The 24093-nt window shown below is 55.4% G+C and carries 22 protein-coding genes; 20 read left to right on the plus strand and 2 right to left on the minus strand.

Features of this window, described 5'->3' with window-relative positions; all coding sequences use genetic code 11:
• The first annotated feature begins 119 nt into the window (after positions 1 to 119).
• From EYC98_RS09200 to EYC98_RS09275, 16 genes are all read left to right on the plus strand, one after another.
• The gene (locus EYC98_RS09200; protein WP_279245053.1) at positions 120 to 365 is read left to right on the plus strand and encodes an OadG family protein; all 246 of its coding nucleotides are present in this window, start codon (positions 120 to 122) and stop codon (positions 363 to 365) included.
• Between the two features lie 3 nt (positions 366 to 368).
• Positions 369 to 2168 carry a sodium-extruding oxaloacetate decarboxylase subunit alpha gene (gene oadA, locus EYC98_RS09205; RefSeq protein WP_279245054.1) on the plus strand — a complete coding sequence of 600 codons (1800 nt, stop codon included), beginning with the start codon at positions 369 to 371 and terminating at the stop codon, positions 2166 to 2168.
• Between the two features lie 4 nt (positions 2169 to 2172).
• On the plus strand, positions 2173 to 3474 hold the full coding sequence (locus tag EYC98_RS09210; protein WP_279245055.1) for a sodium ion-translocating decarboxylase subunit beta: 1302 nt from the start codon (positions 2173 to 2175) through the stop codon (positions 3472 to 3474).
• A 152-nt stretch (positions 3475 to 3626) separates the two neighbouring features.
• Complete coding sequence (gene gspC / locus EYC98_RS09215) at positions 3627 to 4634, plus strand: type II secretion system protein GspC (RefSeq protein ID WP_279245056.1); 1008 nt, start codon at positions 3627 to 3629, stop codon at positions 4632 to 4634.
• Positions 4631 to 6670, plus strand: a complete 2040-nt coding sequence (gspD, locus tag EYC98_RS09220; RefSeq protein ID WP_279245057.1) for a type II secretion system secretin GspD — start codon at positions 4631 to 4633, stop codon at positions 6668 to 6670. Before gspC ends, gspD begins: the two co-directional genes overlap by 4 nt.
• Complete coding sequence (gene gspE / locus EYC98_RS09225) at positions 6670 to 8133, plus strand: type II secretion system ATPase GspE (protein WP_279245058.1); 1464 nt, start codon at positions 6670 to 6672, stop codon at positions 8131 to 8133. Before gspD ends, gspE begins: the two co-directional genes overlap by 1 nt.
• A 6-nt stretch (positions 8134 to 8139) precedes the next feature.
• Complete coding sequence (gene gspF, locus EYC98_RS09230; protein ID WP_279245059.1) at positions 8140 to 9351, plus strand: type II secretion system inner membrane protein GspF; 1212 nt, start codon at positions 8140 to 8142, stop codon at positions 9349 to 9351.
• Positions 9352 to 9786: a type II secretion system major pseudopilin GspG gene (gspG, locus tag EYC98_RS09235; RefSeq protein ID WP_279245060.1), complete on the plus strand. Its 435-nt coding sequence runs from the start codon at positions 9352 to 9354 to the stop codon at positions 9784 to 9786.
• Entirely contained in the window at positions 9767 to 10363 is a 597-nt protein-coding gene (locus tag EYC98_RS09240; RefSeq protein ID WP_279245061.1) for a GspH/FimT family pseudopilin, read from the plus strand. Before gspG ends, EYC98_RS09240 begins: the two co-directional genes overlap by 20 nt.
• Positions 10341 to 10790, plus strand: coding sequence for a type II secretion system minor pseudopilin GspI (gene gspI, locus EYC98_RS09245; protein ID WP_279245062.1), 450 nt, complete (start codon positions 10341 to 10343; stop codon positions 10788 to 10790). The genes EYC98_RS09240 and gspI overlap by 23 nt, the downstream gene beginning before the upstream one ends.
• Positions 10780 to 11421 (plus strand): type II secretion system minor pseudopilin GspJ, encoded by a 642-nt coding sequence (gspJ, locus tag EYC98_RS09250; protein WP_279245063.1) that lies wholly within the window; start codon positions 10780 to 10782, stop codon positions 11419 to 11421. The genes gspI and gspJ overlap by 11 nt, the downstream gene beginning before the upstream one ends.
• Entirely contained in the window at positions 11399 to 12439 is a 1041-nt protein-coding gene (gene gspK, locus EYC98_RS09255; RefSeq protein ID WP_279245064.1) for a type II secretion system minor pseudopilin GspK, read from the plus strand. The genes gspJ and gspK overlap by 23 nt, the downstream gene beginning before the upstream one ends.
• Before the next feature lie 34 nt (positions 12440 to 12473).
• The gene (gene gspL / locus EYC98_RS09260) at positions 12474 to 13667 is read left to right on the plus strand and encodes a type II secretion system protein GspL (RefSeq protein WP_279245065.1); all 1194 of its coding nucleotides are present in this window, start codon (positions 12474 to 12476) and stop codon (positions 13665 to 13667) included.
• 1 nt (position 13668) lies between these two features.
• Positions 13669 to 14136, plus strand: a complete 468-nt coding sequence (gspM, locus tag EYC98_RS09265; protein ID WP_279245066.1) for a type II secretion system protein GspM — start codon at positions 13669 to 13671, stop codon at positions 14134 to 14136.
• Between the two features lie 2 nt (positions 14137 to 14138).
• On the plus strand, positions 14139 to 14885 hold the full coding sequence (locus tag EYC98_RS09270; RefSeq protein ID WP_279245067.1) for a type II secretion system protein N: 747 nt from the start codon (positions 14139 to 14141) through the stop codon (positions 14883 to 14885).
• Positions 14886 to 15061: 176 nt separating this feature from the next.
• Entirely contained in the window at positions 15062 to 15241 is a 180-nt protein-coding gene (locus EYC98_RS09275) for a rubredoxin (RefSeq protein WP_279245068.1), read from the plus strand.
• Positions 15242 to 15281: 40 nt separating this feature from the next.
• Here the strand turns inward: EYC98_RS09275 and ppdK are convergent, their stop codons facing one another.
• A complete protein-coding gene (ppdK, locus tag EYC98_RS09280) occupies positions 15282 to 17888 on the minus strand; it encodes a pyruvate, phosphate dikinase (protein ID WP_279245069.1) in 2607 nt (868 codons plus the stop codon).
• A gap of 183 nt (positions 17889 to 18071) precedes the next feature.
• Here ppdK and EYC98_RS09285 point away from each other — a divergent pair, with 183 nt between their 5' ends.
• The 4 genes from EYC98_RS09285 (at position 18072) to EYC98_RS09300 (ending at position 23606) form a co-directional block, all read left to right on the plus strand.
• Positions 18072 to 19148: an MBL fold metallo-hydrolase gene (locus EYC98_RS09285; RefSeq protein ID WP_279245070.1), complete on the plus strand. Its 1077-nt coding sequence runs from the start codon at positions 18072 to 18074 to the stop codon at positions 19146 to 19148.
• A 5-nt stretch (positions 19149 to 19153) separates the two neighbouring features.
• Positions 19154 to 20944, plus strand: a complete 1791-nt coding sequence (locus tag EYC98_RS09290; protein WP_279245071.1) for an aminopeptidase P family protein — start codon at positions 19154 to 19156, stop codon at positions 20942 to 20944.
• A 77-nt stretch (positions 20945 to 21021) separates the two neighbouring features.
• Entirely contained in the window at positions 21022 to 22194 is a 1173-nt protein-coding gene (locus tag EYC98_RS09295; protein WP_320415548.1) for an acetyl-CoA C-acetyltransferase, read from the plus strand.
• A gap of 56 nt (positions 22195 to 22250) precedes the next feature.
• Positions 22251 to 23606 (plus strand): sodium-dependent transporter, encoded by a 1356-nt coding sequence (locus EYC98_RS09300; protein ID WP_279245073.1) that lies wholly within the window; start codon positions 22251 to 22253, stop codon positions 23604 to 23606.
• Positions 23607 to 23652: 46 nt separating this feature from the next.
• On the opposite strand, the gene EYC98_RS09305 is transcribed toward EYC98_RS09300, so the two are convergent.
• Positions 23653 to 24084 (minus strand): universal stress protein, encoded by a 432-nt coding sequence (locus tag EYC98_RS09305; protein WP_279245074.1) that lies wholly within the window; start codon positions 24082 to 24084, stop codon positions 23653 to 23655.
• Between the last annotated feature and the right edge of the window lie 9 nt (positions 24085 to 24093).

The raw sequence follows: 24093 nt of genomic DNA on the forward strand, positions 1-24093 counted from the left end.
TACCCCACCTAATCTTCGCTATACTCAGCGCTGGTGTGTAGCGGATAACTTTACTGTGGGCATTAACGCCGCTTGCGCGCCATAAGGACGTCTACTATGACAGCGATCGGGAGCAAACTATGCAGCACAGCTTGATGTCACAAGGGTTGGAGCTGATGTTGTTTGGGATGGGGACCGTAGTGATCTTTCTGACGCTGCTGGTGCTTATTACCACCGTGATGTCAGCATTGGTTGCACGCTTTCCACCTTCGCCTGCAGATACCTTAGCAGCCCCGTTGCCCGTTTCGGCGACCACTTCCGTGACAGACCCCGTTTTACTCTCGGTCATTAGCGCCGCTATCCACCATCACCGCAAAGGACGCTAAGCGATGAACGATGTCAGCAAGCCTCTGGGAATTACCGACGTCGTGCTGCGCGATGCATCACAATCGTTATTGGCAACACGAGTCAGGTTGGAAGATATGCTGCCGATCGCCGGCGCGCTCGACAAGATTGGTTTTTGGTCGTTGGAGTCATGGGGTGGCGCCACATTCGATGCCTGTATTCGTTATCTGGGAGAAGACCCCTGGGAGCGCATTCGTGAGCTGAAAAAGGCGATGCCCAATACGCCGCAGCAAATGCTGTTTCGCGGCCAGAATATACTCGGCTACCGTCACTATGCTGACGATGTCGTCGATAAGTTTGTGGAACGCGCAGCCAGCAACGGGATTGATGTGTTTCGCGTTTTTGACGCAATGAATGATATGCGTAATATTGAAACTGCGCTGGCGGCCGTCAAGCGGGTGGAGAAGCATGCCCAGGGCACAATTTCCTACACGGTTAGCCCCGTGCATACGCTGGATTCATGGGTAGAGCAGGGTAAACGCATTGAAGATATGGGTGCCGATTCTATTGCGATCAAGGATATGGCCGGCTTGTTGCGTCCCTATGATGGCTATGAGCTGGTAACACGACTGAAGGCGGCGTGCTCGATACCGATTCAGTTGCATTGCCACGCCACCACCGGGCTATCCACGGCAACGATTCTTAAGTGCGTAGAGGCGGGTATCGACAATGTTGATACCTCCATCTCTTCGATGTCTATGACCTATGGGCATTCTCCCACTGAGACAGTGGTGGCGATGCTGCAGGGTACTGGTCGCGATACCGGGCTTGATATTGAGGCGCTGGAATCGGTGGCGAGTTATTTCAGGGAGGTGCGGCGTAAGTACGAGCGCTATGAGGGCTCGCTACGTGGTGTGGATTCTCGCATTCTGGTGGCACAGGTCCCAGGCGGCATGCTCACCAATATGGAAAGCCAGCTGCGAGAGCAAGGCGCGCAGGAGCGGTTGGACGAGGTGCTGGAAGAGATACCGCAGGTGCGAAAAGATCTTGGCTATCTGCCGCTGGTGACACCGACCTCGCAGATTGTTGGGACGCAGGCGGTGCTAAACGTGCTGACCGGAGAACGCTATCAGTCAATCAGTCGCGAAACGGCGGGTGTACTCAAAGGTGAATACGGCTCCACCCCGGCTCCGGTAAATGCTGATCTACAGAAGCGTGTGCTGGAGGGTGAGTCTGCCATCACCTGTCGACCTGCAGATCTGCTGCAACCGGAGTTTGACCAGCTAACAGCGGAGTTACAGGAAATTGCCGCTGAGCGAGAGATGCGCCTGAACTCTGGAGCGGAGCTGCTTGATGATGTTTTGACCTACGCCCTGTTCCCGCAGGTAGCCTTGAAGTTTCTTGAGAATCGCGACAATCCCGCGGCTTTTGAAGAGGCGCCGACAGCTGCTGCTGTGACCAAGGCTACGACTGTGGCGACAGGAAGCGCGGCCATAGGTCAGGCGGCTGTCTATACAGTGACGGTGGGCGGGCAGGATTATGTTGTGCAGGTGGCGGATGGCGGTGACATAGATTCTGTGCGTAGTGCACAACAGTCAGCTGCGCCTGCTGCTGCCTCGGCAATAGCAACCGGTGCGCCGGTGCCCGCGCCACTGGCGGGAAACATCGTCAGTATCAATGTGGTGGCCGGTGATCGCATTGAAGCAGGTGCCATCGTTTGTATTCTCGAGGCCATGAAAATGGAGACAGAGGTGCGCGCCGCCAAGTCCGGGCATGTTATCTCCGTGGATGTGAGCGCAGGCGATGCGGTGGCGGTTGGCGACAGCCTGCTGACGTTGGGCTAAAGCCATGGATAATCTGATCAGCCTGTGGGGCGCTTCGGGTCTGGCTCAGCTACAGCCGGGGCAGGGCGTCATGATGGTTATTGGTATGCTGCTGTTGTATCTGGCCATTGCTCGTAACTTTGAGCCGCTGCTGCTGGTACCGATTGGTTTTGGCGGCATTTTGGCCAATATACCCGGTGCCGGGTTAGCACTTTCTGCGCTGGATAATGCCATTATCGGCGCTGACCCTCAGTTGCTGCAGGGTTTGGCGCTGGCGTTGGGCGATAGCAATCTTACTGTGGCCGCTTTGGCCGACGCCTACCACTCGGCGCCAGCCGCCGCGCAATTGCTGGTGCAGCAGTTGGTTCAGGATGGTGGGTATCGCGATGGTATGCTCTACAGCTTTTACACCGTCGCCATTGCCAGTGGTGTTGCGCCGCTGGTCATTTTCATGGGGGTGGGCGCTATGACGGATTTTGGACCGTTGCTGGCGAATCCGAAAACACTGTTCCTGGGCGCTGCGGCGCAGTTTGGTATTTTTGCCACGGTGCTGGGAGCCGTGGGCCTGTCCTCACTGGGCATACTTGATTTCACACTGGCGGAGGCCGCCGCCATAGGGATCATTGGTGGAGCGGACGGCCCGACCGCGATTTATGTCTCCAGTATTCTGGCACCGGATTTGCTAGGTGCGATTGCGGTAGCGGCTTATTCCTACATGGCACTGGTACCCTTGATACAGCCACCGATCATGCGTGCGCTCACCACCGCGGAAGAACGACGTATCGAAATGGTGCAGCTGCGGCCCGTGTCCAAGCGCGAGAAGATCGTGTTTCCGCTCATGCTATTGGTGCTAGTGGCGCTGCTACTGCCAGCTGCAGCGCCCTTGTTGGGGATGTTTTGTTTTGGCAATTTGATGAACGAGTGTGGCGTGGTAGATCGCCTTTCCGATACTGCCCGCAACGCGATGATTAATATCACCACTATTTTTCTCGGCTTGTCGGTCGGTTCCAAACTGGTGGCGGACAAATTTCTGGACGTAAACACCCTCGGTATTCTGGGTCTGGGTATTGTCGCTTTCGCCATCGGTACCGCCTCAGGTGTGCTTATCGCCAAGTTAATGAATCGGTTGGGTGGTACGCCGATTAATCCACTTATTGGCTCGGCCGGCGTTTCAGCGGTACCCATGGCTGCCCGTGTCTCGAATAAGCTGGGGTTGGAAGCTAACCCTCAGAACTTCCTGTTGATGCATGCCATGGGCCCTAATGTTGCTGGTGTCATCGGGTCTGCGGTAGCGGCAGGGGTCATGATTGCCTTGGTCGGTTCCTAGTTCCGGCCTACGGGCCTCCAGTGCGCCTCAGTGCGAGCTAAAAAAGGGCTTAAGTCCTTACATCTCTTTACTCGGCGCGGGTTTTATAATTCACCTTGGCCGCCTATAATCTGCGTTATAATCTCTTCTCAATCAGGTAGTCGGAAATTTTAGTGGCAAGCGAATGGTCCGGATCATTGAACGACAGGATGGGCGCGGGATTGGCATTAGCCTCGACTCAGGTCCGGCGCCTCGCCGAACCCGCCATCCTGCGCAGGATTTTGCGTCTGACTTGTGTGCTGGCAGTGCTATGGATACTGCTAGCCTTGGTGCAATTATTGTGGGCGCTATTGCCGGCGCCTGATGCGGCCGGAGTCAGTACAGTAGTGATTAACCCGCTAACGGGATCACGCGCAGTACAATCGCAGGATCCGGTGGCCGTTGATAAAATGTTGTCCTGGAATTTGTTTGGTACTGAGGATTCGAAACTGGCCCGGGTTGCAGCCAGCGAGGTTCCGGAGGCAGCCCCGGCCGACACCGATGGCATTGAAAAAAATGCCAAGGAGACACGCCTTAGTCTGCGCCTTCAGGGTCTGGCAACCTCGCCCGATCCCCGTTACGCACGCGCGATCATCGAATACCAGGGGCGACAGGAGCAATACGCCATTGATGACAAGCTGCCGGTTTCCGGTCGGGTGACCTTGGCCAAAGTACTGCCAGATAGGGTGGTGCTGAACAATAGCGGTAAATATGAATTGCTCCTGCTATTCAACGAGGCTGAATCGAGCGCGGCACTGGTGGCAGAACCGGCGGCGCCAGCGAAAAAGATGACGCGCCGACAGTCCAAAGACGTTGAGGAGCTGGCACAATCCTACCGAGAGCGTCTTTACAGTAACCCCCAGTCGCTGGCGGAAGTAGTGAAAATTTCAGCCGTGCGGGACGAGGGACGTTTACAGGGTTATCGCGTCAGCGCCGGTAAAGATAAAGAGCAATTTGAAGCCCTGGGTTTCCAGCCCAATGATCTAGTAACTGCTGTTAATGGTATCGAGCTGGATGATCCTGGCAAAGCGATGGAGTTATACCGGGTTATGCGTAGTGCAAAGGAGGCCAGTTTTTCAATCAGGCGTGGTGAAGAAGATGTTACCCTGAGCGTAGGGCTAGACGGGCAGGAGGCGCAGTGAACAGATCGAAGGCAGGATTCAGCGGACTATTGAGCAATACAGGCATTGGCCTGTTGCAGGCGCTGCTGTTGGTCTTGTTGGGAGTCGGTGCTGCCAGTGCGCAGGACTGGACCGTTAACCTCAAAGAAACCGACATTCAAGAGTTGATCAAGTTTGTCTCTGAGGCAACTGACACCACCATTGTGGTGGATCCCAAGGTCAAGGGTAAGGTCAAGGTCGTTTCATCGCGGCCGGTATCCAAATCAGAACTTTATGATTTATTTTTGTCAATTCTTGATGTGCACGGTTATACCGCTGTGCGCAGCGGTAATGTCGTGCGGGTCATTCCTTCCAAAGATGCTCGCTCTGCACCGGTACCGGTGCAGGACGGCGTGCTGAAGCAGAATGACGAGTACGTAACCCAGGTGATTCGGCTGGAGAACATATCGGCGGCCAAACTGATACCGGTGCTGCGCCCGCTCGTGCCACAGCAGGCACATATGGCAGCCTACGCGCCTTCCAACGCGATCATCATTTCTGATATCGCCGCCAATATAGAGCGTATCCGCAGCATTATCGAGCGCATGGATCAGGGCGCGGTGCAGCAGACCGAAATCATGCCGCTGGAGTTTGCTGTGGCAGATGATGTGGTGCGCATGCTGGAGGAGCTGAACAAGACCACCGCCAAGAAGAGTGGTGCACCGGAAGACGAGGTACTGTTAGTTGCCGATAAGCGGACTAACAGTGTATTGATTAGCGGTGACGAATTGGAGCGAGCGCGAATGCGCAAGCTCATCAAACACCTAGACACACCTCTAGAGCAAAGCGGCAACGTCAAGGTGGTGTACCTCGAGTACGCCATGGCTGAAGACATCGCCATGGTGCTCACCAAGGTGATGCAAAATATCGGTAAACTTGAGGCCAGCGACAAGGCCAAACGTACCTCTGGCAATAACGCCACCATAGAGGCAGACGCGGGTACTAATGCCTTGATCATTACCGCCAATACCGATCAGATGCAGTCGATTGAAGCGGTTATTCGGCGACTCGATATTCGTCGCGCTCAGGTGTTGGTAGAAGCGATTATCGCTGAGATGGAATTGATTGATGGTCAGGATCTGGGGATTCAATGGCTGTTTCGCAGTGATAACGGCGCCTTTGGCTCAAATGTAGTTGATGGCAGTAACCGCGCGCAGGGGATTGCGGACGGCTTGTTCCCGCCAGAAAATTTGCCCGAGGATGGCGGTGATTTCGACCGCGGTGGCCTGTTGTCGGCACTGGCAGGCACGCCGGGTACAACATTGGGCTGGGGGCAGCTGGACGACGCGCTTGATTTTGCGGTTATCCTTAACGCGCTCAAATCTGAATCGAATGCGAATATCCTTTCCACGCCGAGTTTGCTGACGCTGGATAATCAGGAGGCGTATATAACAGTGGGTCAGGAAGTTCCGTTTGTGACCGGTTCGTTCACCGGCACTGGCGGCAGCAATACGCCCAATAACCCTTTTCAGACTATTCAGCGCGAAAACGTGGGTATTACGCTGACGGTCACACCGCATGTTAATGAGGGCGATTCAGTGGTGTTGGATATCGAGCAGGAAGTGTCCAGTCTGACCGGGGCATTGAGCTTGCTGGCCTCAGACATCATCACCAATGAGCGCAAGATTCAAACCAAGGTGTTGGCGGGCGACGGACGCACGGTAGTCCTGGGTGGACTGATCAAGGATGACGTGCAGGATGCCACCCAAAAAGTCCCGTTGCTGGGTGACATCCCCTGGCTTGGGCGCTTGTTTCGATCAGACTCGGTCAGTGTGACCCGCTCCAATTTGCTGATTTTTATCAAGCCGACCATTATTCGTGATGAGGCAGCTTTGGAAGGAGCGACGGCGGCCAAGTACAGCTATATTCGCGGCCAGCAGCAGATGCGCATCGACTCTGGCATCGAGTTCCTTGATGAGTCAGAGATTCCGATCCTGCCGGAATGGGAAAGCCAGATTCAGCAGTTGGAGGAGATGAGCACATCTGCTGACGAGCCAGCGGCAGCGGAAGGGCCCTGATGGAAACCGCAGCGCGCAGCCTGCCGTTTACCTTCGCCCAGCAATATGGAGTGTTGTTGGAAGACGCCGCTACCCCGGTAGTGTTGCACCGTGATGATCTCCCTTTAACAGTACTGACTGAATTGCGCCGCTTTTTGGCGGGACCTTATACGCTCGAAAAAGTAGCCGATGGGGATTTTCAGAGACGCCTCACTCTGGCCTATCAGCGAGATAATAACGAAGCGTCGCAGGTGGCAGAGGACCTGAGCGCTGATATTGATCTGTCGCGACTGGCTGAGGAAATACCGGAGCTGGGCGACCTTATGGACGCCGAGGATGACGCGCCGATTATTCGTCTGATCAATGCGGTGCTCTCACAGGCGGTGCGGGAAAAGGCCTCGGATATCCATATTGAAACCTTTGAAGAAAAACTCTCAGTGCGTTATCGCATAGATGGGGTGCTGGCAGAGGTTTTGTCGCCGAAGCGGATGCTGGCACCGCTGCTGGTGTCGCGGCTGAAGGTGATGGCCAAGCTGGATATCGCTGAAAAGCGGGTACCTCAAGATGGCCGTATATCGGTGCGTATAGCCGGGCATGCGGTGGACATCAGGATGTCTACGATACCCTCGGCGCACGGTGAGCGCGTGGTGCTGCGGTTATTGGATAAGCAGGCGGGGCAGTTGCATCTGGAACAGCTGCATATGAACGAATCGGTCCTGGCCGGCTATTGCCGCGGGCTAGCTACGCCACATGGGATTATTCTGGTGACGGGCCCAACCGGCTCGGGCAAAACTACGACGCTTTATGCGGGGCTCACGCACATTAATGAGGCCAGCCGTAATATCCTCACGATTGAGGACCCGGTTGAATATATGTTGCCCGGGATCGGTCAAACTCAGGTGAACACTAAGGTCGAGATGACGTTTGCCCGAGGTTTGCGTGCGATATTGCGGCAAGACCCTGACGTAGTCATGGTCGGGGAGATCCGCGATCTGGAGACCGCAGAGATAGCGGTACAGGCGTCGCTTACCGGTCACTTGGTGCTATCAACGCTACACACCAACACTGCGATTGGCGCGGTCACGCGCTTGCAGGATATGGGTATTGAGCCTTTTCTACTGTCTTCCAGTTTGATTGGCGTGATGGCGCAACGCCTGGTACGACTGTTGTGCACTGAATGTCGTGAACCGCGCCAGGCGACCGCAGTCGAGGCCGCCTGGCTAGGTGAAACGCAGGCGGAAATCTATCGCCCGGTAGGCTGTGAGCATTGCAAGGATTCCGGCTATAAAGGCCGCACCGGTATCTATGAACTGATAGAAGTGACCGATGCACTGCGTGCCATGATCCACAGTGGCGCCAGCGAAACGGCGATGATTGAGCAGGCGCGCAAAGAATCACCTGGCATACTCCAAGATGGTCAGCGCCGGGTGCTGAGCGGAGAAACCAGTATGGAAGAGGTCATGCGGGTGACCTCGGCGGCGTAAGCGGTTATGACTGCGTATCGCTACCGAGCTCTTAATGCTACTGGCAAGCTGGTTAAAGGCGTATTGGAGGGGGACTCTGAGCGCCAGATAAGGGCCAATCTGCGCGGTCAGCAATTGCGCCCGGTGGAAGTCGCTGAAGCAACACAGGCAGCGCGGCCTGGCATAGACCGGTTTCTGGCAGCCCGCGTCAGCACATCCGATCTGGCTCTGATTACACGTCAGTTATCGACCCTGGTCTTATCCAATCTGCCGTTGGATGAATGCCTGCAGGCAGTGGCAGAGCAGACCCGTAAAAGTCGTATAAAAGGCGTTTTGTTGCAGGTTCGTTCGCGGGTTGCGGAGGGGCATACGCTGGCTTATGCGATGGGCGAGTTCCCGCGCATTTTTAATGAAATGTATCGCGCCATGGTCACGGCGGGCGAGGCCGCTGGTTTTCTGGGCCCTGTGTTAGAACAGTTGGCGGACTACGGAGAGCAGCGCCAGTACACCCAGCAGAAGCTTAAAATGGCCATGATTTACCCGTTTATCCTGTTGGGTGTGGCCATTACTGTGGTGGTCGCGCTGATGGTTTTTGTGGTCCCCGAGTTGATTGGCATTTTCGCGCACACAAATGCCGAGTTACCGTTGTTGACGCGTATTCTGATCGCCACCAGTGACTTCATACGAGATTTTGGTCTCTGGGTATTGGTAGGAGTGGTGGTAACCGGGGTCGTGATTCAGCAGCTGTTGCGTAATCCCCAGCGTCGGCGCCGTTGGCATCTTACGCTACTTTATATACCGGGTATTTCCGGCTTACTGAAAGCTCTGGATACGGCACGCTTTGCCTCGACGCTGAGTATTTTGATGGCTTCCGGGGTGCCGCTGCTGGAGTCTTTACGGATTGCCGGTGCGGTGCTCACCAATTTGATTCTGCGTGAATCCAGTGTCAATGTGGCAGAACGGGTACAGGAGGGTTCCAGCTTGCATAGAGCGTTGCAGCAGAGCGGTCACTTTCCACCGATGATGGTGCATATGGTGGCTAGCGGCGAGGCCAGTGGTGAACTGGAGAACATGCTGGAGCGCTCGGCGATGAACCAGGAACGCGAGCTGGAAACCGCGCTAGGTACCATGATGGCCTTGTTTGAGCCGCTGATGGTGATTTTCATGGGAGTAATGGTGCTGCTGGTTGTGCTGGCTGTATTACTGCCGATTTTCCAATTGAATACGATGGTGAACTGAATGTACAAGCAACGTGGCTTTAGTCTGGTCGAGATTCTGGTAGTACTGGTTATTCTTGGGCTACTGGTGAGTGTGGTTGCACCAACTGTGCTGAATCAGGCGGATGATGCGCGGATCAAAAAGGTCTATGCTGATTTTGCGAATATACAGACCGCGCTCAAGCTATACCGGCTCGATAATTTTGTTTACCCAACCTCAGAGCAGGGGCTGGAAGCGCTGGTGGAGCGTTCTTCGCTGGATCCGGAGCCGCGCAATTTCAAGACCGGCGGCTATCTGGAGCGGATACCGTTCGATCCCTGGGGGCGTCCTTATCTGTATCTGAGCCCCGGCGAGAACGGCGACTTTGACCTCTACTCATTGGGTGCCGATGGTCTTGCCGGTGGCAATGATCAAAACGGAGACCTGGGCAACTGGGATGACGGCGAAGCAAACTAGCCACGCTGGCTTCAGCTTATTGGAGCTGCTGCTGGTCCTGGTGATCGTGGGGATGATCGCAACTATTGCGGGCGTCTCGGTATCTTCGGGTAGTCGCTCGCAGCAGCTTGCCGGTAGCGTTAGAATCTTTGCCGATATCGCTGCCTATGCGATGGATGAAGCCCAGCTGACAGGCCGCGATCATGGCTTACTCATTCGTCAGCGGCAGGGGCAACGTAGCTTGGCCTACAGTTACGAGTGGCTGCAGCGCGGCGATAACGGCTGGATTCCAGCGCAAACCGATGTGGATATTTACCAAGCAAGGGATTTTCCCGCCGGGCTTGAAGTGCTGTTGGATGTGGAAGAGCTGCCAGCCAACGCCCGTTATGAACAGACGGATAGCGATACGGAGGAAGGTGAAGATAAGCCGGTTGAGCCACAGGTTATCTTTTACAGCAGTGGGGAAACGACCCCCGGCACACTGACGCTGCGTGATGCTGACAGCGGCGACATTATGTGGCTGTTGGATTGGGACCTGCTGGGACGCTTTGAGCTGAAGCAGCGAGGTTTGGCAGATGATGAAACCCCGCGCGGCTGAACGCGGCTTTACCCTGGTAGAGGTGATGGTGGCGCTGATAATCGCAGCGGTGCTATTGCCGACTTTGTTGATGGCCTATGGGTCGCAGGCCGACGGTATCGGTTACCTGCGCGAGAAATCGGTGGCGCAGTGGGTGGCCGCTAATAAAATGACAGAGATGCGTATACAGCTGCGTCGCACTGGGCAAATTTTTAGCGGTAAGCGTGAAGGCGTGGACGAAATGTCCGGACGCGAGTGGTCATGGGAAATGACCAGCGAGACCACCACGGTGGAAAAGTTTATGCGCATTAGCGTTGCAGTATTCGGTGCTAGTGCCGACGGCAATGCTGACCCTCTATACACACTAGTAGGTTATCTGACTCTGCCTACGGCGCAAACAGCTGGCGCTGGCGGGGGTAACGAGGGAGGTGAGGGAGATGAGGGCTGATTCCTCGCCGGGTTTTACCCTGATTGAGGTGCTAATTGCTATGGGGGCGACGCTACTCATCGTGAGTGTGGCGTTTGCCACGTTTACCAACCTGCTTAGCGGTATAGAAACTCTGCGTAGCAGTGGTGGGCAGGCGACCGAACTGAATCGCACCTGGATGCTGTTGGGTCGCGACCTGCGACAATTTGTCAATCGCCCGGTGCGAGACGAATTCGGGACGCTGGAGTCAGCCATGATTGGCGGAGAGTTGGCCGATAACAGTCTCAGTTTTACCCGGATTGGTTGGCACAACCCCAATGCGCAGCCGCGCAGTCATTTGCAGCGCGTCAGGTACGAGCTGGAAGAAAATATTTTATGGCGGGTGAGCTATGTGGTGCTCGACCGAACCGATAGTAATGAACCGGCCCGGGTTGAATTACTCAGCGGGGTAGAGCGCTTTGAAGTCGCCTTTCTGGGCCCGGAGCAGGAGTTGCGCGAAGGTGATTTCGACAGTCGCGATTGGCCGCGCAACTGGGCCCTGGATCCTTTGGAGCAGGGTGTGCTGCCGCCGCCAGAGGCTGTTGAAATAGTCATAGAGCTGGCAGGCATGGGTGAACTGCGGCGACTGTATGAGTTACCTGAGAGTGAGTAAGCGAGTGCGCCTTATGCAGCGCGCCGGTCCACGTTGGCGTCAGCGTGGCAGTGCACTGGTGGTTACGCTGCTGGTGTTTGCCATTGGTATGGCGCTGGTGGTGCCCATGTACAGTGAATATACCCTGCTGCTGAAGCGTCATTCCAACAGTTACATAGCGGAGCAGGGTTACGCCTATTTACGCGGCGGTGAAGAATTGGCTGCCATGTTATTGCTGCGTGATACTGAGGAAGATACGGCGCGAAATCTAGTGCGCGATGACCTGTCTGAGGACTGGGCGCAGCAGGTACCACCCTATGCACTGGATGACGGCGGTTGGCTGGCGGGTAAGCTTGAGGATCTGCAAGGTCGATTTAATCTTAATAGCCTGTCTGGGCAGGCGACAGAAACCGAGCGCTTTACCGTGCCGCAGCAGCAGTTTATTCGATTACTACAGGCACTTGAGGGCCCTGAATTGCAATTGCAGGACGCGATAGCGATTACCCACGCCGTTGCAGACTGGATAGATGTAGACGCTAATCCGCGTGAATATGGCGCTGAGGATGACTACTATTACGATGCGACGCCGCCGTATCGAGCCGCCAATCGAGCGTTGGTCAGTGTCAGCGAGCTACGTGCTATAGCCAATGTTACGCCAGAAATATTCCGCGCCCTGCAGCCGCTGGTAACGGTCTGGACTGCTGATCAGAAGATCAATATCCATACTGCACCCCTGGGGGTTTTACGGTCGATCAACAGTGATGGCGATTTGAGTCCATTGACTCTGGAAGATGGTGAGCAGCTGATTGAGTTACGCGGCCCGGCAGGGTTTGCGGGTTTGACTGAATTTCTGTCCAGCCCAGTGTTGTTAGATCGCACAATTTCACCGGGCCTGCGCGCCAGTCTCAGCGAATCGAGTAATTACTTTTTATTCGAGGCCGAAGTCGATGTTGCCGATCGCATATCACGCTTGTACAGTGTGCTGCATCGGCAGAATAATAGTGTTACTACTCTGGTGCGCGCCAGTGGTAGCTTGTAATAGTGATGCCTTGTAAAAACAGCGGAGAGAATAAGTGCGCGATAGTGCGGTAGTCAGGATTATTGACGATGAGCTGTTTTGGTATCCGCCTGGCGCTAATGCGGAGCCGCGGCCGCTGTCTGATGAGTCGCAGGCGCAGCAGTTGCGGCTGGTACTGCAGGGTAAACGTGCTCCGGTGATTTTTGCAGTGCCGGGTGGTGATTTGTGTCTCCGTGAATTCCATTTCACGGCAGCAGAGCGGCGCCATATCCGCAAATCACTGCCATTTTTGCTGGAAGCCGAATTTGCCAATGATGCCGAAGACCTGCACGTCGCTGCACAGCCTGTGGCAAAGCTTAGCCTGGCGGTAGCCAGTTGTGCGCATCGCTGCATGCAAGACTGGTTGGAGCGTCTACAAGCTTTTGCTGGCATTACCCAATGGCAGCCGGAGCCCCTGTTATTGCCCTGGCGTGAAGGCGAGGTCACGGTGGTCAATGAAGGCCATATGGCCATTGTGCGCAGCGGTCACTGTACCGGCTTCAGCGTAGAGCCAGAGATGCTGGCGACAATGTTGGCAGCGCTGCCGCAAGAGACCGTAACGGCCGTCATTATTTATGGACAGGATCAGCAGGGTGACACCGAGCTGATCCCGGTTGAATTGCGTGAAAAGGTGCAATGGCGCAAAGGTGGCTTCGCTGCCGCGCTGATGTTGAGCGGCGATGTTTCGCCACGGCTCAATTTACGCCAGCAGGAATACGGTATTAGCTTGCCGCTCAGGCAGTGGTGGCAACAGTGGCGATGGCCGGTCATTTTATTGGGCAGTGCGTTTAGCCTGCAAGTTGCGGCCAGCTATGTAGATTACTCTCAGCTGGAAGCCGAGAATCTCAAACTTCGCGGACAAATTCAGTCAGCCTATCGCGACGTTAACCCCCGAGGTGCCATTGTAGACCCAGAGAAACAGCTTAACCGTCAGCTTACGGAGCTGCGCGGTAGCGGCGGCAGTAGTAATTTTGTCAGCCTGCTGGAGTCTGTGGGCGCGGTGATTCAGTCGCAGCAGGGCACTCAGCTAGCAACGATTAACTACAGCAGTAAGCTGGGTGAGGTTCGTGTCACCTTGCTGGCGCCTGACTTTAAGGCGGTTGAGAGCGTCCGCAGTCAGTTAGCCAGTGCCGGTCTTGAGGCCGAGATGGAAAATAGTAATGCTCAGGGCGAGCAAGTACGGGCGCGCCTGCGCGTGGGGAGGAAATAGAGTGGAGCAGTGGCTGCGTCAGTTTAATGTGCGTGAGCAAATGGCTCTGTTGGCTTGTGCTGTAGCATTGGCGCTGTATCTGCTTTATGTGGCCATATGGAATCCGGTGCAGACTATGCGTGCCGATATGAGCCAGCAAAACTCCCGGATCAGTGAGTCGTTGCAGCGGGTACAAGGCCTGGCTGGAGAGCTACAGAGGTTGCGCAGCAGCGGCGCTCCCTCCCGCGCTAGCAATTTGAATCAAGTGATCAACAGCTCCACCGCCAAGCAGGGCATAGCGCCTACCCGCATTCAGCCCAGCGCCTCCGGTGACATCCAGATTCGGTTTGAGGATGTGCAGTTTGCAGGCCTGTTGCGGTGGATGCATCAACTCGAGTTCGAGGAAGGGCTGGCGATTCGCGAAGTATCTATCAATCAAGGTGCGCGTGGTGGTCTAGTCAACGCCAGTATCAGGGTCGGGAAAAGCTGACCATGATCAAGTTACGCTGGCTGCCGGTATTGGCAGTCTTGTTATTACTGTTGCTCGTGGTGACTGCTCCCGCGCGTCTGCTGGGGTATTGGGTCGCGCCTCAGGCTGTCTCGCTGTCGGGGTTTAGTGGCACCATCTGGAATGGGCGTGCGGCTGCAGCGGCGGTACCTCTGGCTGGCGGCGTATTGCAACTGGGTGAGCTAGAGTGGCGACTAAGACCGTGGTCTTTGCTGCTTTTGTCGCCGCGGGTGAAGGTGACTACACGTTGGGGCCAGCAACGTATTGACGCCGAGATCAGTGTTGGCGTGAGTGGCACCATAAAATTGCGTGACGCTGTAATAACGGTTCCCGCCGAGATAGCGAAGCACTGGTTCCCGGTGCAGTTGCAGGGAAATTTGACGCTGCGCACGGAATACCTGGTACTGGAGGATTCGCGTCCCACTGCAGGAGACGGTGCGCTGGTTTGGCAGCAGGCGGCTTGGTCTGCAGGTGGCGCCGTGGGAAGACTGGGTGACTACGCGCTGGAGTTTCAGGTGGTGGCTCCAGGGCAGGTCGAGAGCACTATCCTGACTCTGTCGGGGCCGATTGAAGTGGCGGGCACAGCGAATCTATATCCCGACCGGTATACGGTCGATGCCCGTCTTAGCAGTCCTGATGCGCTTAGCCCTGGGCTAAGTAATGCGCTGCGTCTATTTGCTGCGCCCACAGCGTCAGGTTTTCATATAAAGTTGGATACACCGATCCCCTAGCCGCATGCGTAACCGATAATATAGTAGGCAGAGAGGGCTACTGTCCGCAGCACTGCGTGCGGCTGCTCTCACTATCAACCGGCGGCGAGAGTAAGCTATACTGCTGCGCGAAACGAGCCTGGTGGCGCCGCAGTAGGCACTATCGGGGGACACCATGACATTGACAGATAGAGGGAATGATGAGCACCGATTTCAAGAAATACGAATGCGTTATCTGCGGTTTTATTTACGACGAAGCCGCTGGCCTGCCTGATGACGGCATCCCCCCCGGCACACTGTGGAAAGATGTACCCGAAGACTGGGAATGTCCTGATTGTGGCATCAGTAAGTTCGATTTCGACGTGTTGGAAGACTAACTTGGAATACAGCAGCCAGCTTGCGCTGGCTGCATGAAGACTACTCGCTGCTGCTTGGACCGACGTTAGCCTGGGCTGCAGCAATACGTGCTACGGGTACCCGGAAGGGTGAGCAGCTGACGTAGTCCAGCCCAATGTCGTGGCAGAACTGGATCGATCGCGGGTCGCCCCCGTGTTCTCCGCAAATGCCGTACTTAATCCCTTTCTTGCGCTTCTTACTGTCTTCGATGGCAATTTTCATGAGTCGACCGACTGCACGTTGGTCTAGCGTGACAAAAGGATCATCTTCGACCAGCTTTCGATCCAGGTAGGCAGCAATGAACTTGCCGACATCATCCCGGGAAAAACCGTAGGTCATCTGGGTCAGGTCGTTAGTGCCGAAGCTCATGAATTCCACAGCTGTGGCCAAGCGCTCCGCGCCCAGACAAGCTCTGGGAGTCTCCATCATGGTGCCAATCTTATACGGAATAGACACTTTCTCGCGTGCCAGAACCTCCATAATGACTTTCTCGATGACGTCGGTTATGGCGCGAATTTCGCGCACGTTAACTACCAGGGGAATCATAATTTCGGGGTAGGGGTTGTGGCCATCGCGTTGGGCCTCAACCGCGGCGCCGATAATGGCAGCCACCTGCATTTCAGTAATTTCAGGGTGGATAACCGATATTCGGCAGCCCCGGAAGCCGAGCATGGGGTTCACTTCCTGCAGATTTTGGCTGATTTCTCGAACTTTATCGGCGGGCTTACCGAGGCGCTTGGCCAGTGCTTCTAACTCTTCGTCCCCATGGGGCAAAAATTCATGCAGCGGTGGGTCTAGCAGACGCACGGTGACGGGTAGGTCATGCATGACCCTGAACAGCGCTTTCATATCGGCCTTCTGGAACTCTAGTAATCGGTCCAGATAGACCTGTCGCTCCTCACGATTCTCGCTGAGAATCATGCCGCGTATGTGGTCAATGCGATCGGCTTCAAAAAACATGTGCTCGGTACGACACAAGCCGATACCTTCGGCCCCAAGTTCGCGAGCCTTGGTGGCGTCCTCTTCGGTTTCAGCATTGGCGCGAACCCCAAGGCGACGATATTTGTCCGCCCAGCCCAGCAACTTCTGAAAGTCGTCGCTGTCGCTAGCTGCGGTTTTGGCGATATCACCGAGCATGACATCGCCGGTAGCGCCATCGAGCGTAATGGTGTCCATACGCTTGATTACCACACCATCGTTTGTAGTGGCGGTACCCTGTTCATAATTGATGGTGAGTTCAGCACAGCCGGTAATCGCGCACACACCCATGCCTCGGGCAACTACCGCAGCGTGTGAGGTCATGCCTCCCAGCTCTGTGAGAATACCCTCGGCGACCTTCATCCCGTGAATATCTTCTGGGGTTGTTTCACGCCTGACCAGCAGTACTTTGGTGCCGTCTGCGGCCACCGTCACTGCTTCGTCGGCCGAGAACACTACCTTTCCGGTGGCGCCACCGGGGCTGGCGGGCATACCACTGGCGACAATGTCGGTTTTGGCGCTGGGATCAACCATGGGGTGCAAAAATGATTCAACGTGCTCTGGCGACACACGCATCAGCGCTTCTTTATCGCTGATCAGTCCTTCGTTCACCATGTCTACTGCGATCTTGACTGAGGCTCTCCCGGTGCGTTTACCGGACCGGGTCTGCAGCATGTAGAACTTGCCCTGCTGAATGGTAAATTCGATATCCTGCATGTCGCTGTAGTGTTCTTCAAGACGTTTCTGGGTCGCGAACAATTCCTTGTAAACAGCTGGCATCTGCTGCTCCAGGCTGGAGATCGGTTGCGGCGTGCGGATACCGGCCACGACGTCTTCGCCTGCCGCATTGACCAGATATTCTCCAAAAAACTGCTTATCGCCGGTGGAGGGATTACGGGTAAACGCCACACCCGAGCCGGAGTCATCACCGAAGTTTCCAAACACCATGGCCTGGACACAGACTGCTGTACCGATACTGTCGGGAATATTATTCATCTCGCGGTAAAAAATGGCGCGGGGAGTATTCCAGGACAGAAACACCGCTTCGATAGCCTGCCGCAGTTGCACCGCCGGGTCCTGAGGAAAACTCACCATACCTTTGTAGATTTCAATGATCGCCTGCCAGTCCTCGGCTGTCATTTCCGTATCCAGCGTTTTATTGTGCTCTTTTTTGTAATCGATGATGGCTTCCTCGAAGCCGTCGCCCTCAATACCCAGTACGACATCGGCAAACATCTGGATAAAACGACGATAAGAGTCATAGGCGAAGCGAGGGTTGCCAGTCTTGCGCGCCAGTCCAGCGGCGATGACGTCATTCATACCGAGATTGAGAATAGTGTTCATCATGCCCGGCATAGACACGGGCGCACCTGAACGTACGGAAAAAAGCAGGGGGTTGTCAGGGTCCCCAAACAGACTCCCCATGCGATCCTCTATCAGCTTCAACGCCACATTGTATTCCGTCTGCAAATGTCGCGGCAGGCGGTTACCGCCTTCAAAAAATTCACGGCAAGTGGGCGTTGTAATAATGAATCCAAAGGGCACGGGCAGTCCCATGCTGGTCATTTCACAGAGATTGGCACCTTTGCCGCCGAGCAATTCACGGTCATCTTTGCTGCCTTCGTTGAACAGGTATACCCGCTTTGCCATGGTTAGTTTCCGCTTGCTGAAAAAAGGTGTCTAGTATGCGCAAAATCCGCTGAAAATGCCTGTCCAAATTTTGTGCGAATTGATGCCTCCGTCACGCTATTGCTGGAAAACCTCGCGCACGCGAAGCTGCGGCTGGCGCAGAATTTGTATATGCTTGCGCATCGTTGATCAGAGAGCTGTGTTATGCCAGAGGAAAAATCGGAGAAGGTCAGGGGGCTGGTATATCCCTATGGGGCCAAACCTGAGGTAAATCCTGGTGAACCGTTCGAAGTGGCGGCTGGTGTCTACTGGGTACGCTTTGCGATGCCGATGTCTTTGGACCACATTAATATTTGGTTATTGGAAGATGATGATGGCTGGACCGTCGTCGATACCTGCCTGGATCTGCCTGGGGCCCGAGCGCAATGGGAAAACCTGTTTAGCGATTTTATGCAGGGTAAACCCGTCAAGCGCGTGATTTGCACCCATTTGCATCCCGACCATGTGGGCCTTGCCGGCTGGATTACACGCCGGTTTGATGCCGAATTATGGATGTCGCGGGAGGAGTTTTTGATGTGCCGGTCACTGGCTGGCGATACGGGTCGCGAGGCGCCGGATGTGGCGATTCGATTCTATCAGGCAGCCGGCTTTGACGAAGCGCAACTGGACGCCTACCGCAAACGTTTCGGGGGTTTTGGTCGTGCTATCTCGGCTTTGCCGGACAGCTTTTACCGTCTCAAGGACGGTGAAACAATATCGATCAATAATCGGTATTGGCAGTTGGTCGTCGGTAGTGGGCATTCACCAGAACACATGTGCCTGTACTGTCCAGCGTTAAAGCTATTGATCTCTGGTGACCAGGTGTTGCCGCGTATTACGCCCAATGTCAGCGTGTTCCCCACCGAGCCACGGGGCGATACCCTCAAGGACTGGTTGCAGTCCAACGCCCGGATTCGTGATCAGTTGCCTGACGATGTGCTGGTATTGCCCGCTCATCAGGCGCCGTTCTACGGACTGCATGTACGCCTGACCCAATTGATCGAGGCCCATGAGCATGATCTCGACAAACTCTATGATTGGTTAGAGGAACCGCGTCGCGCAGTAGACTGTTTTCCGGCCCTGTTCAAGCGACCGATAGATGGCGGCGTTATCCAGATGGCGACCGGCGAGACCCTCGCCCATTTGAACTGCTTGATGGGGCGGCGTCGTATCAAACAAGAACGCGACGCTAACGGCGTTGATTGGTATACGCGTAAGCCGGAAACAGCGGAGTTCGATTAACTATTATGAATATGGAACCTTATAGCGACCGTCTTGAGTCATTGCGAGCCCAGATGGCCGAGCAACAGCTGGACGCATTGCTGGTACCCCGTGCGGATGAATACCTGGGCGAGTATCTGCCGGCCTATAACGAACGTATGGCCTGGCTAAGCGGCTTTTCCGGCTCCGCGGGAGCGGTGGTGGTACTGCGCGAGTCGGCGGCGATATTTGTCGATGGGCGTTACACTCTGCAGGTTCGGCAGCAGGTGTCGCAACAGCTATTTTCAATTCACAGCCTGATCGATGAGCCGCCGTTGCAGTGGTTAAAGGCGCAGCTGAGCCCAGGGCAGAAAGTCGGCTATGACCCGCGCATGCATACTCAGGCGTGGGCGCTCCAAGCGCAGTCGGCTTTGGCGCGCAGCGAGCAAGAATTGGTAGCGCTGGAGCGCAATCTGATTGATACATGCTGGCAGGACCGGCCGGTTCCGCAGAGCCAGCCCGCCATGTTGCTGGAGGAAATGTATACAGGTCAGGCGAGTGCCGATAAACGCGCGCAGATCGGTAGCGCCATCCGCGCCGCCGGCGCAGATGTGGCCTATATCTTCGCCGCGGATTCCTGTGCCTGGCTGCTGAATATCAGAGGTCGCGATATTCCCTGCCTACCGCTGGTTTTGGGTAGCGGTCTGCTTTATGCCAACGGCGAGATGCAGTTTTTTTGCGATCCTGACAAAATACCTGCGGGTTTCGCTGAACACGTAGGTACCGGCGTAGAAGTCTTTGAGGAAGCCTCGCTGGCGCAGGTGTTTGCGAGCTTAAGCGGTAAAGTGGTGTTACACGATGCGCAGGCGGCGAATGCCTGGAGTCGGCAACAATTGGAGAAGAGCGGCGCCAGAGTCCTGGTCGGCACAGATCCGGTAGAGCTCCCCAAAGCCTGTAAAAACCCAGTGCAGGTTCAGGGCATGCGTGATTGTCATATTCGCGATGCAGTCGCGGAAGTGCAGTTTTTGGCGTGGCTCGATGCAGAGGTGGCAGCGGGGCGACTGCATGACGAGGCGCAGCTTTCTGACCAGCTTTTTGGTTATCGTGCGGCGCAGGATCTGTTTCAGGAAACCAGCTTCGACACCATATCTGCGGCCGCCGGCAATGCTGCGATGGCGCATTACAACCATCTCAACGGCGAGCCATCGCGATTGGGTATGGACAGTGTTTATCTGGTTGATAGCGGCGGCCAATATCTTGACGGCACTACCGATATAACCCGTACCGTCGCTATTGGGAAACCGGCAGCAGAAGTGCGACGTAGTTTTACGCTGGTACTTAAGGGCTGTATTGCACTGGCACAGGCGCGTTTTCCCGCGGGGACTAGCGGTGCAAGCCTGGATATTTTGGCGCGCCAGTTCCTCTGGCAGCAAGGACTGGATTACGAACATGGTACCGGCCATGGGGTCGGCAGCTTTCTTTCCGTGCATGAAGGGCCGCAGCGTATCGGCAAAGGCGCCAGCGATGTGGCTTTGCGTCCGGGTATGGTGGTTAGCGACGAACCCGGTTATTACAAGAGCGAAGAGTACGGCATGCGCTGTGAAAACCTGCTGGTAGTCATAGAGGTAGGGGAGATGGTCGATAGCGGTAAACAACTGTTGGCATTTGAGACACTGACCCTGGTGCCGTTTGATCGTCGGCTGCTAGATCGTGATTTACTCACCGGCGCCGAGCTGACCTGGCTGAATGAGTATCACAGCCGAGTCTGCTCGGTCTTGTCGCCGCGGCTGGACGGTGATGATCTGACCTGGTTGGAGCGCACTACGAGGCCACTATGAGTCGCTGGCCATAGGCCTGAAAGCGACATAAACTGGGCGCCGCCTACAATTTATTTAATGATAAACAGGAGAAAATGATGTCTGAAGCCTTTATATGTGGTGCTGTGCGTAGTGCTGGTGGTCGCAAGAACGGTCGTCTTTCGAAGGTCCATCCTATTGATCTTGGCGCCATTGTGGTTGATGCCCTGGTTGAGCGCGTTGGCATTGCTCCAGAAGCGGTGGATGACCTGATCTTTGGCTGCGTCAGCCAGGTCGGTGCGCAGAGCAGTAACGTGGCGCGCAACGTCTGTTTATCATCTGTTTTGGGCGAATCGGTGCCGGGCACCTCGGTCGATCGTCAGTGTGGCTCTGGCCAGCAGGCCATGCACTTTGCGGCTCAGGCGGTGATGTCGGGCACCCAGGATGTAGTAGTTGCCGGTGGTGTTGAGAGCATGAGTCAGGTGCCGATTGGCGCCAGTATTGTCGACGGTTATAAGGCTGATCACGGTGTACCCTACGGCGAACGCCTGGGTGAGCGCTACCCCGGTATTCAGTTCAGTCAGTTCGTCGGTGCTGAAATGTTGGCGAAGAAATATGACCTTAGTAGTGAAGAACTGGTGCAGTTTGCCTTTGCCTCGCACATGAAGGCCAAGCAGGCGGTAGAAGAAGGGCGTTTTGATAGCGAGATAGTGCCTATCGAAGTGGAATTGGAAGACGGTAGCCGCGTCATGCACACTCAGGATGAAGGTATTCGCATGGACTCTACGCTGGACGCCATGCGTGGACTGCAACCCTTGCAAGAAGGCGGAAAAATGACTGCCGCTACTGCCTCGCAGATCTGTGATGGGGCCTCTGCTGTGCTGATAGCCAACGCCGATGCGGTTAAAAAATATGGTCTCACCCCGTTAGCCAAAATCACCGCGCTCTCGGTAGTGGGTACTGATCCGGTGATTATGCTGGAAGGTCCTATCAAGGCCACCGAGAAAGTACTGGAACGCGCGGGTCTTACCATGGCTGACATTGACTTGTTTGAGGTCAATGAAGCCTTTGGTTCAGTGCCATTGTCCTGGGCCAAGGCTCTGGGCGCGGATCTGGATAAACTCAATGTCAACGGCGGCGCGCAGGCTCTGGGCCACCCACTGGGCGGAACCGGGGCCAAGTTGATGACGACGCTGGTCCATGAGTTGCACCGCACAGGTAAGCGCTACGGATTACTGGCTATCTGTGAAGGCGGTGGCACTGCCAACGGCACCATTGTGGAGCGTGTTTAACCCGCATTGCGGTTCGTTCTGTTAGCATGGCTACTGATTAGCCGGAGAATAATAAAATGGCAGTAGCCGGTAGCGGCCACGAACAGTGGTCGTCTCGTTTTGGTTTTTTAATGGCCACCGTAGGTTTTGCGGTGGGCCTTGGCAATATTTGGCGCTTCCCCTATGTCGCTGGGGAAAACGGCGGTGCAGCCTTTGTGCTGGTGTACCTGGCCTGTGCCTTTGGGATTGGTGTTCCCATCGTCATGGCTGAATTAATGATCGGCCGCAGTGGACGCATGAGCCCGCCTGAGTCAATGCGACGACTGGCGTTAGCCGCAAAGCGCAGCCCAGCGTGGCGATGGGTGGGTGGCATGGGGCTGCTGGCCGCTTTCACTATCGTCATAGTGTATGCAGTCATTGTCGGGTGGGTGCTCTGGTATCTATATAAGGCGGTTACCACCGGCTTTGTCGGCGTCGATGCCCAGGTGGCCAATAGCAATTTTACCGAGATTCTACAGGACCCGCTGGGGATGATGGCGTGGACGCTGTTGGGCTTGAGTTTCACCGGTTACATCATTTACGCGGGAGTCCAGGGAGGCATCGAAAAAGCCGTGAAGATCATGATGCCCACGCTGTTCGGGTTGTTGGTGTTACTGGCTGTTTATAATGTATTCGCCGGCGGTATGCGCGAAGCACTGGTGTGGCTGTTTACCCCTGACTTTAGCAAGTTAACCCCGCAAGTATTGCTGGCAGCAATCGGTCAGGCGTTTTTCTCGATTGGTGTGGCGATGGGCGGCATGATGACCTTTGGTGCTTATCTTCCAAAGCATGTTTCGATTCCGCGCTCGGTATTGATGATTGTCATCGCCGATACGCTGGTGGCAATTCTGGCGGGACTGGTGATATTTCCCGCCGTGTTTGCCAATGGGTTGGACCCTGCGGCAGGTCCCGGGCTGATATTCCAGACGCTACCGGTAGCGTTCGCTCAAATGCCCGGAGGGTATCTCTTTGGTGTGTTGTTTTTTCTGCTGATTTCGGTGGCGGGCATTACATCTATGGTTGGCCTGGTAGAGTCAATCACGGCCTGGATGGAAGATTATCGGGGTTATGACAGGCATAAGAGTGCGTTACTGGTAGTGGTGGTTATCGCTGCAATCAGCAGCATCAGCGTGTTGTCTTATAATGTGCTGTCAGATTTCACGATTTACGGGCGTGATCTGAACGGGGTTCTGGATTACTTCTCCAATCAGATTCTGTTGCCGTTGGGTGGTCTGATGATTGCGCTGTTTGTGGGCTGGTTTCTATCCCGCGAGATGTTGACTGAAGAACTTGGCTTTCGCAGTCAACGCATGTTTGCCCTGTGGCACTTTTTACTGCGCTACCTGGTGCCGCCAGCCGTGCTTATCATCTTTGTGCGTGGTATCGCCTGGTGACAACGGGCTGTCCCAGCGCTTTGGCCCTCTAGCTTATCGGCGACGCCTACTCGGCGATGCGCACTGCCAGCACGTCGCACTTGGCACGATGCAAGATAGCGTTGGCGGTTGAGCCAAGTACCAGTTTGATGCCGTGTCGGCCATGGCTGCCAACCACAATGAGATCCGTATGCTGATTCCCGGCTTCTTCCAGTATTCGGTCGCTGGACCGGCCAAATTCGACCCGCACCGAGTCCGCGTTGAGGCCGGAGGCTTCCACCCGTTGTTGTAGCCGTTCCAATAGCTTTTGCTGTAGATCGCTTTCACTGATGGGTAGGTAGACAATCCACTGGCCGTAAGCGGCCTGAGGCCTATCCGCGATGTGGATAACTTCCACATTCGCGTTTTCAATCCCGGGCACGTCACGGGCTGCCTGTAACACTTGAATAGCTTCTTCTGATGAATCTACTGCGACCAGAACTTTTTGGTAGAGCGACATGCGGGTTAA

This window comes from Candidatus Litorirhabdus singularis (assembly GCF_026262625.1).
GTDB lineage: Bacteria > Pseudomonadota > Gammaproteobacteria > Pseudomonadales > Halieaceae > Litorirhabdus > Litorirhabdus singularis.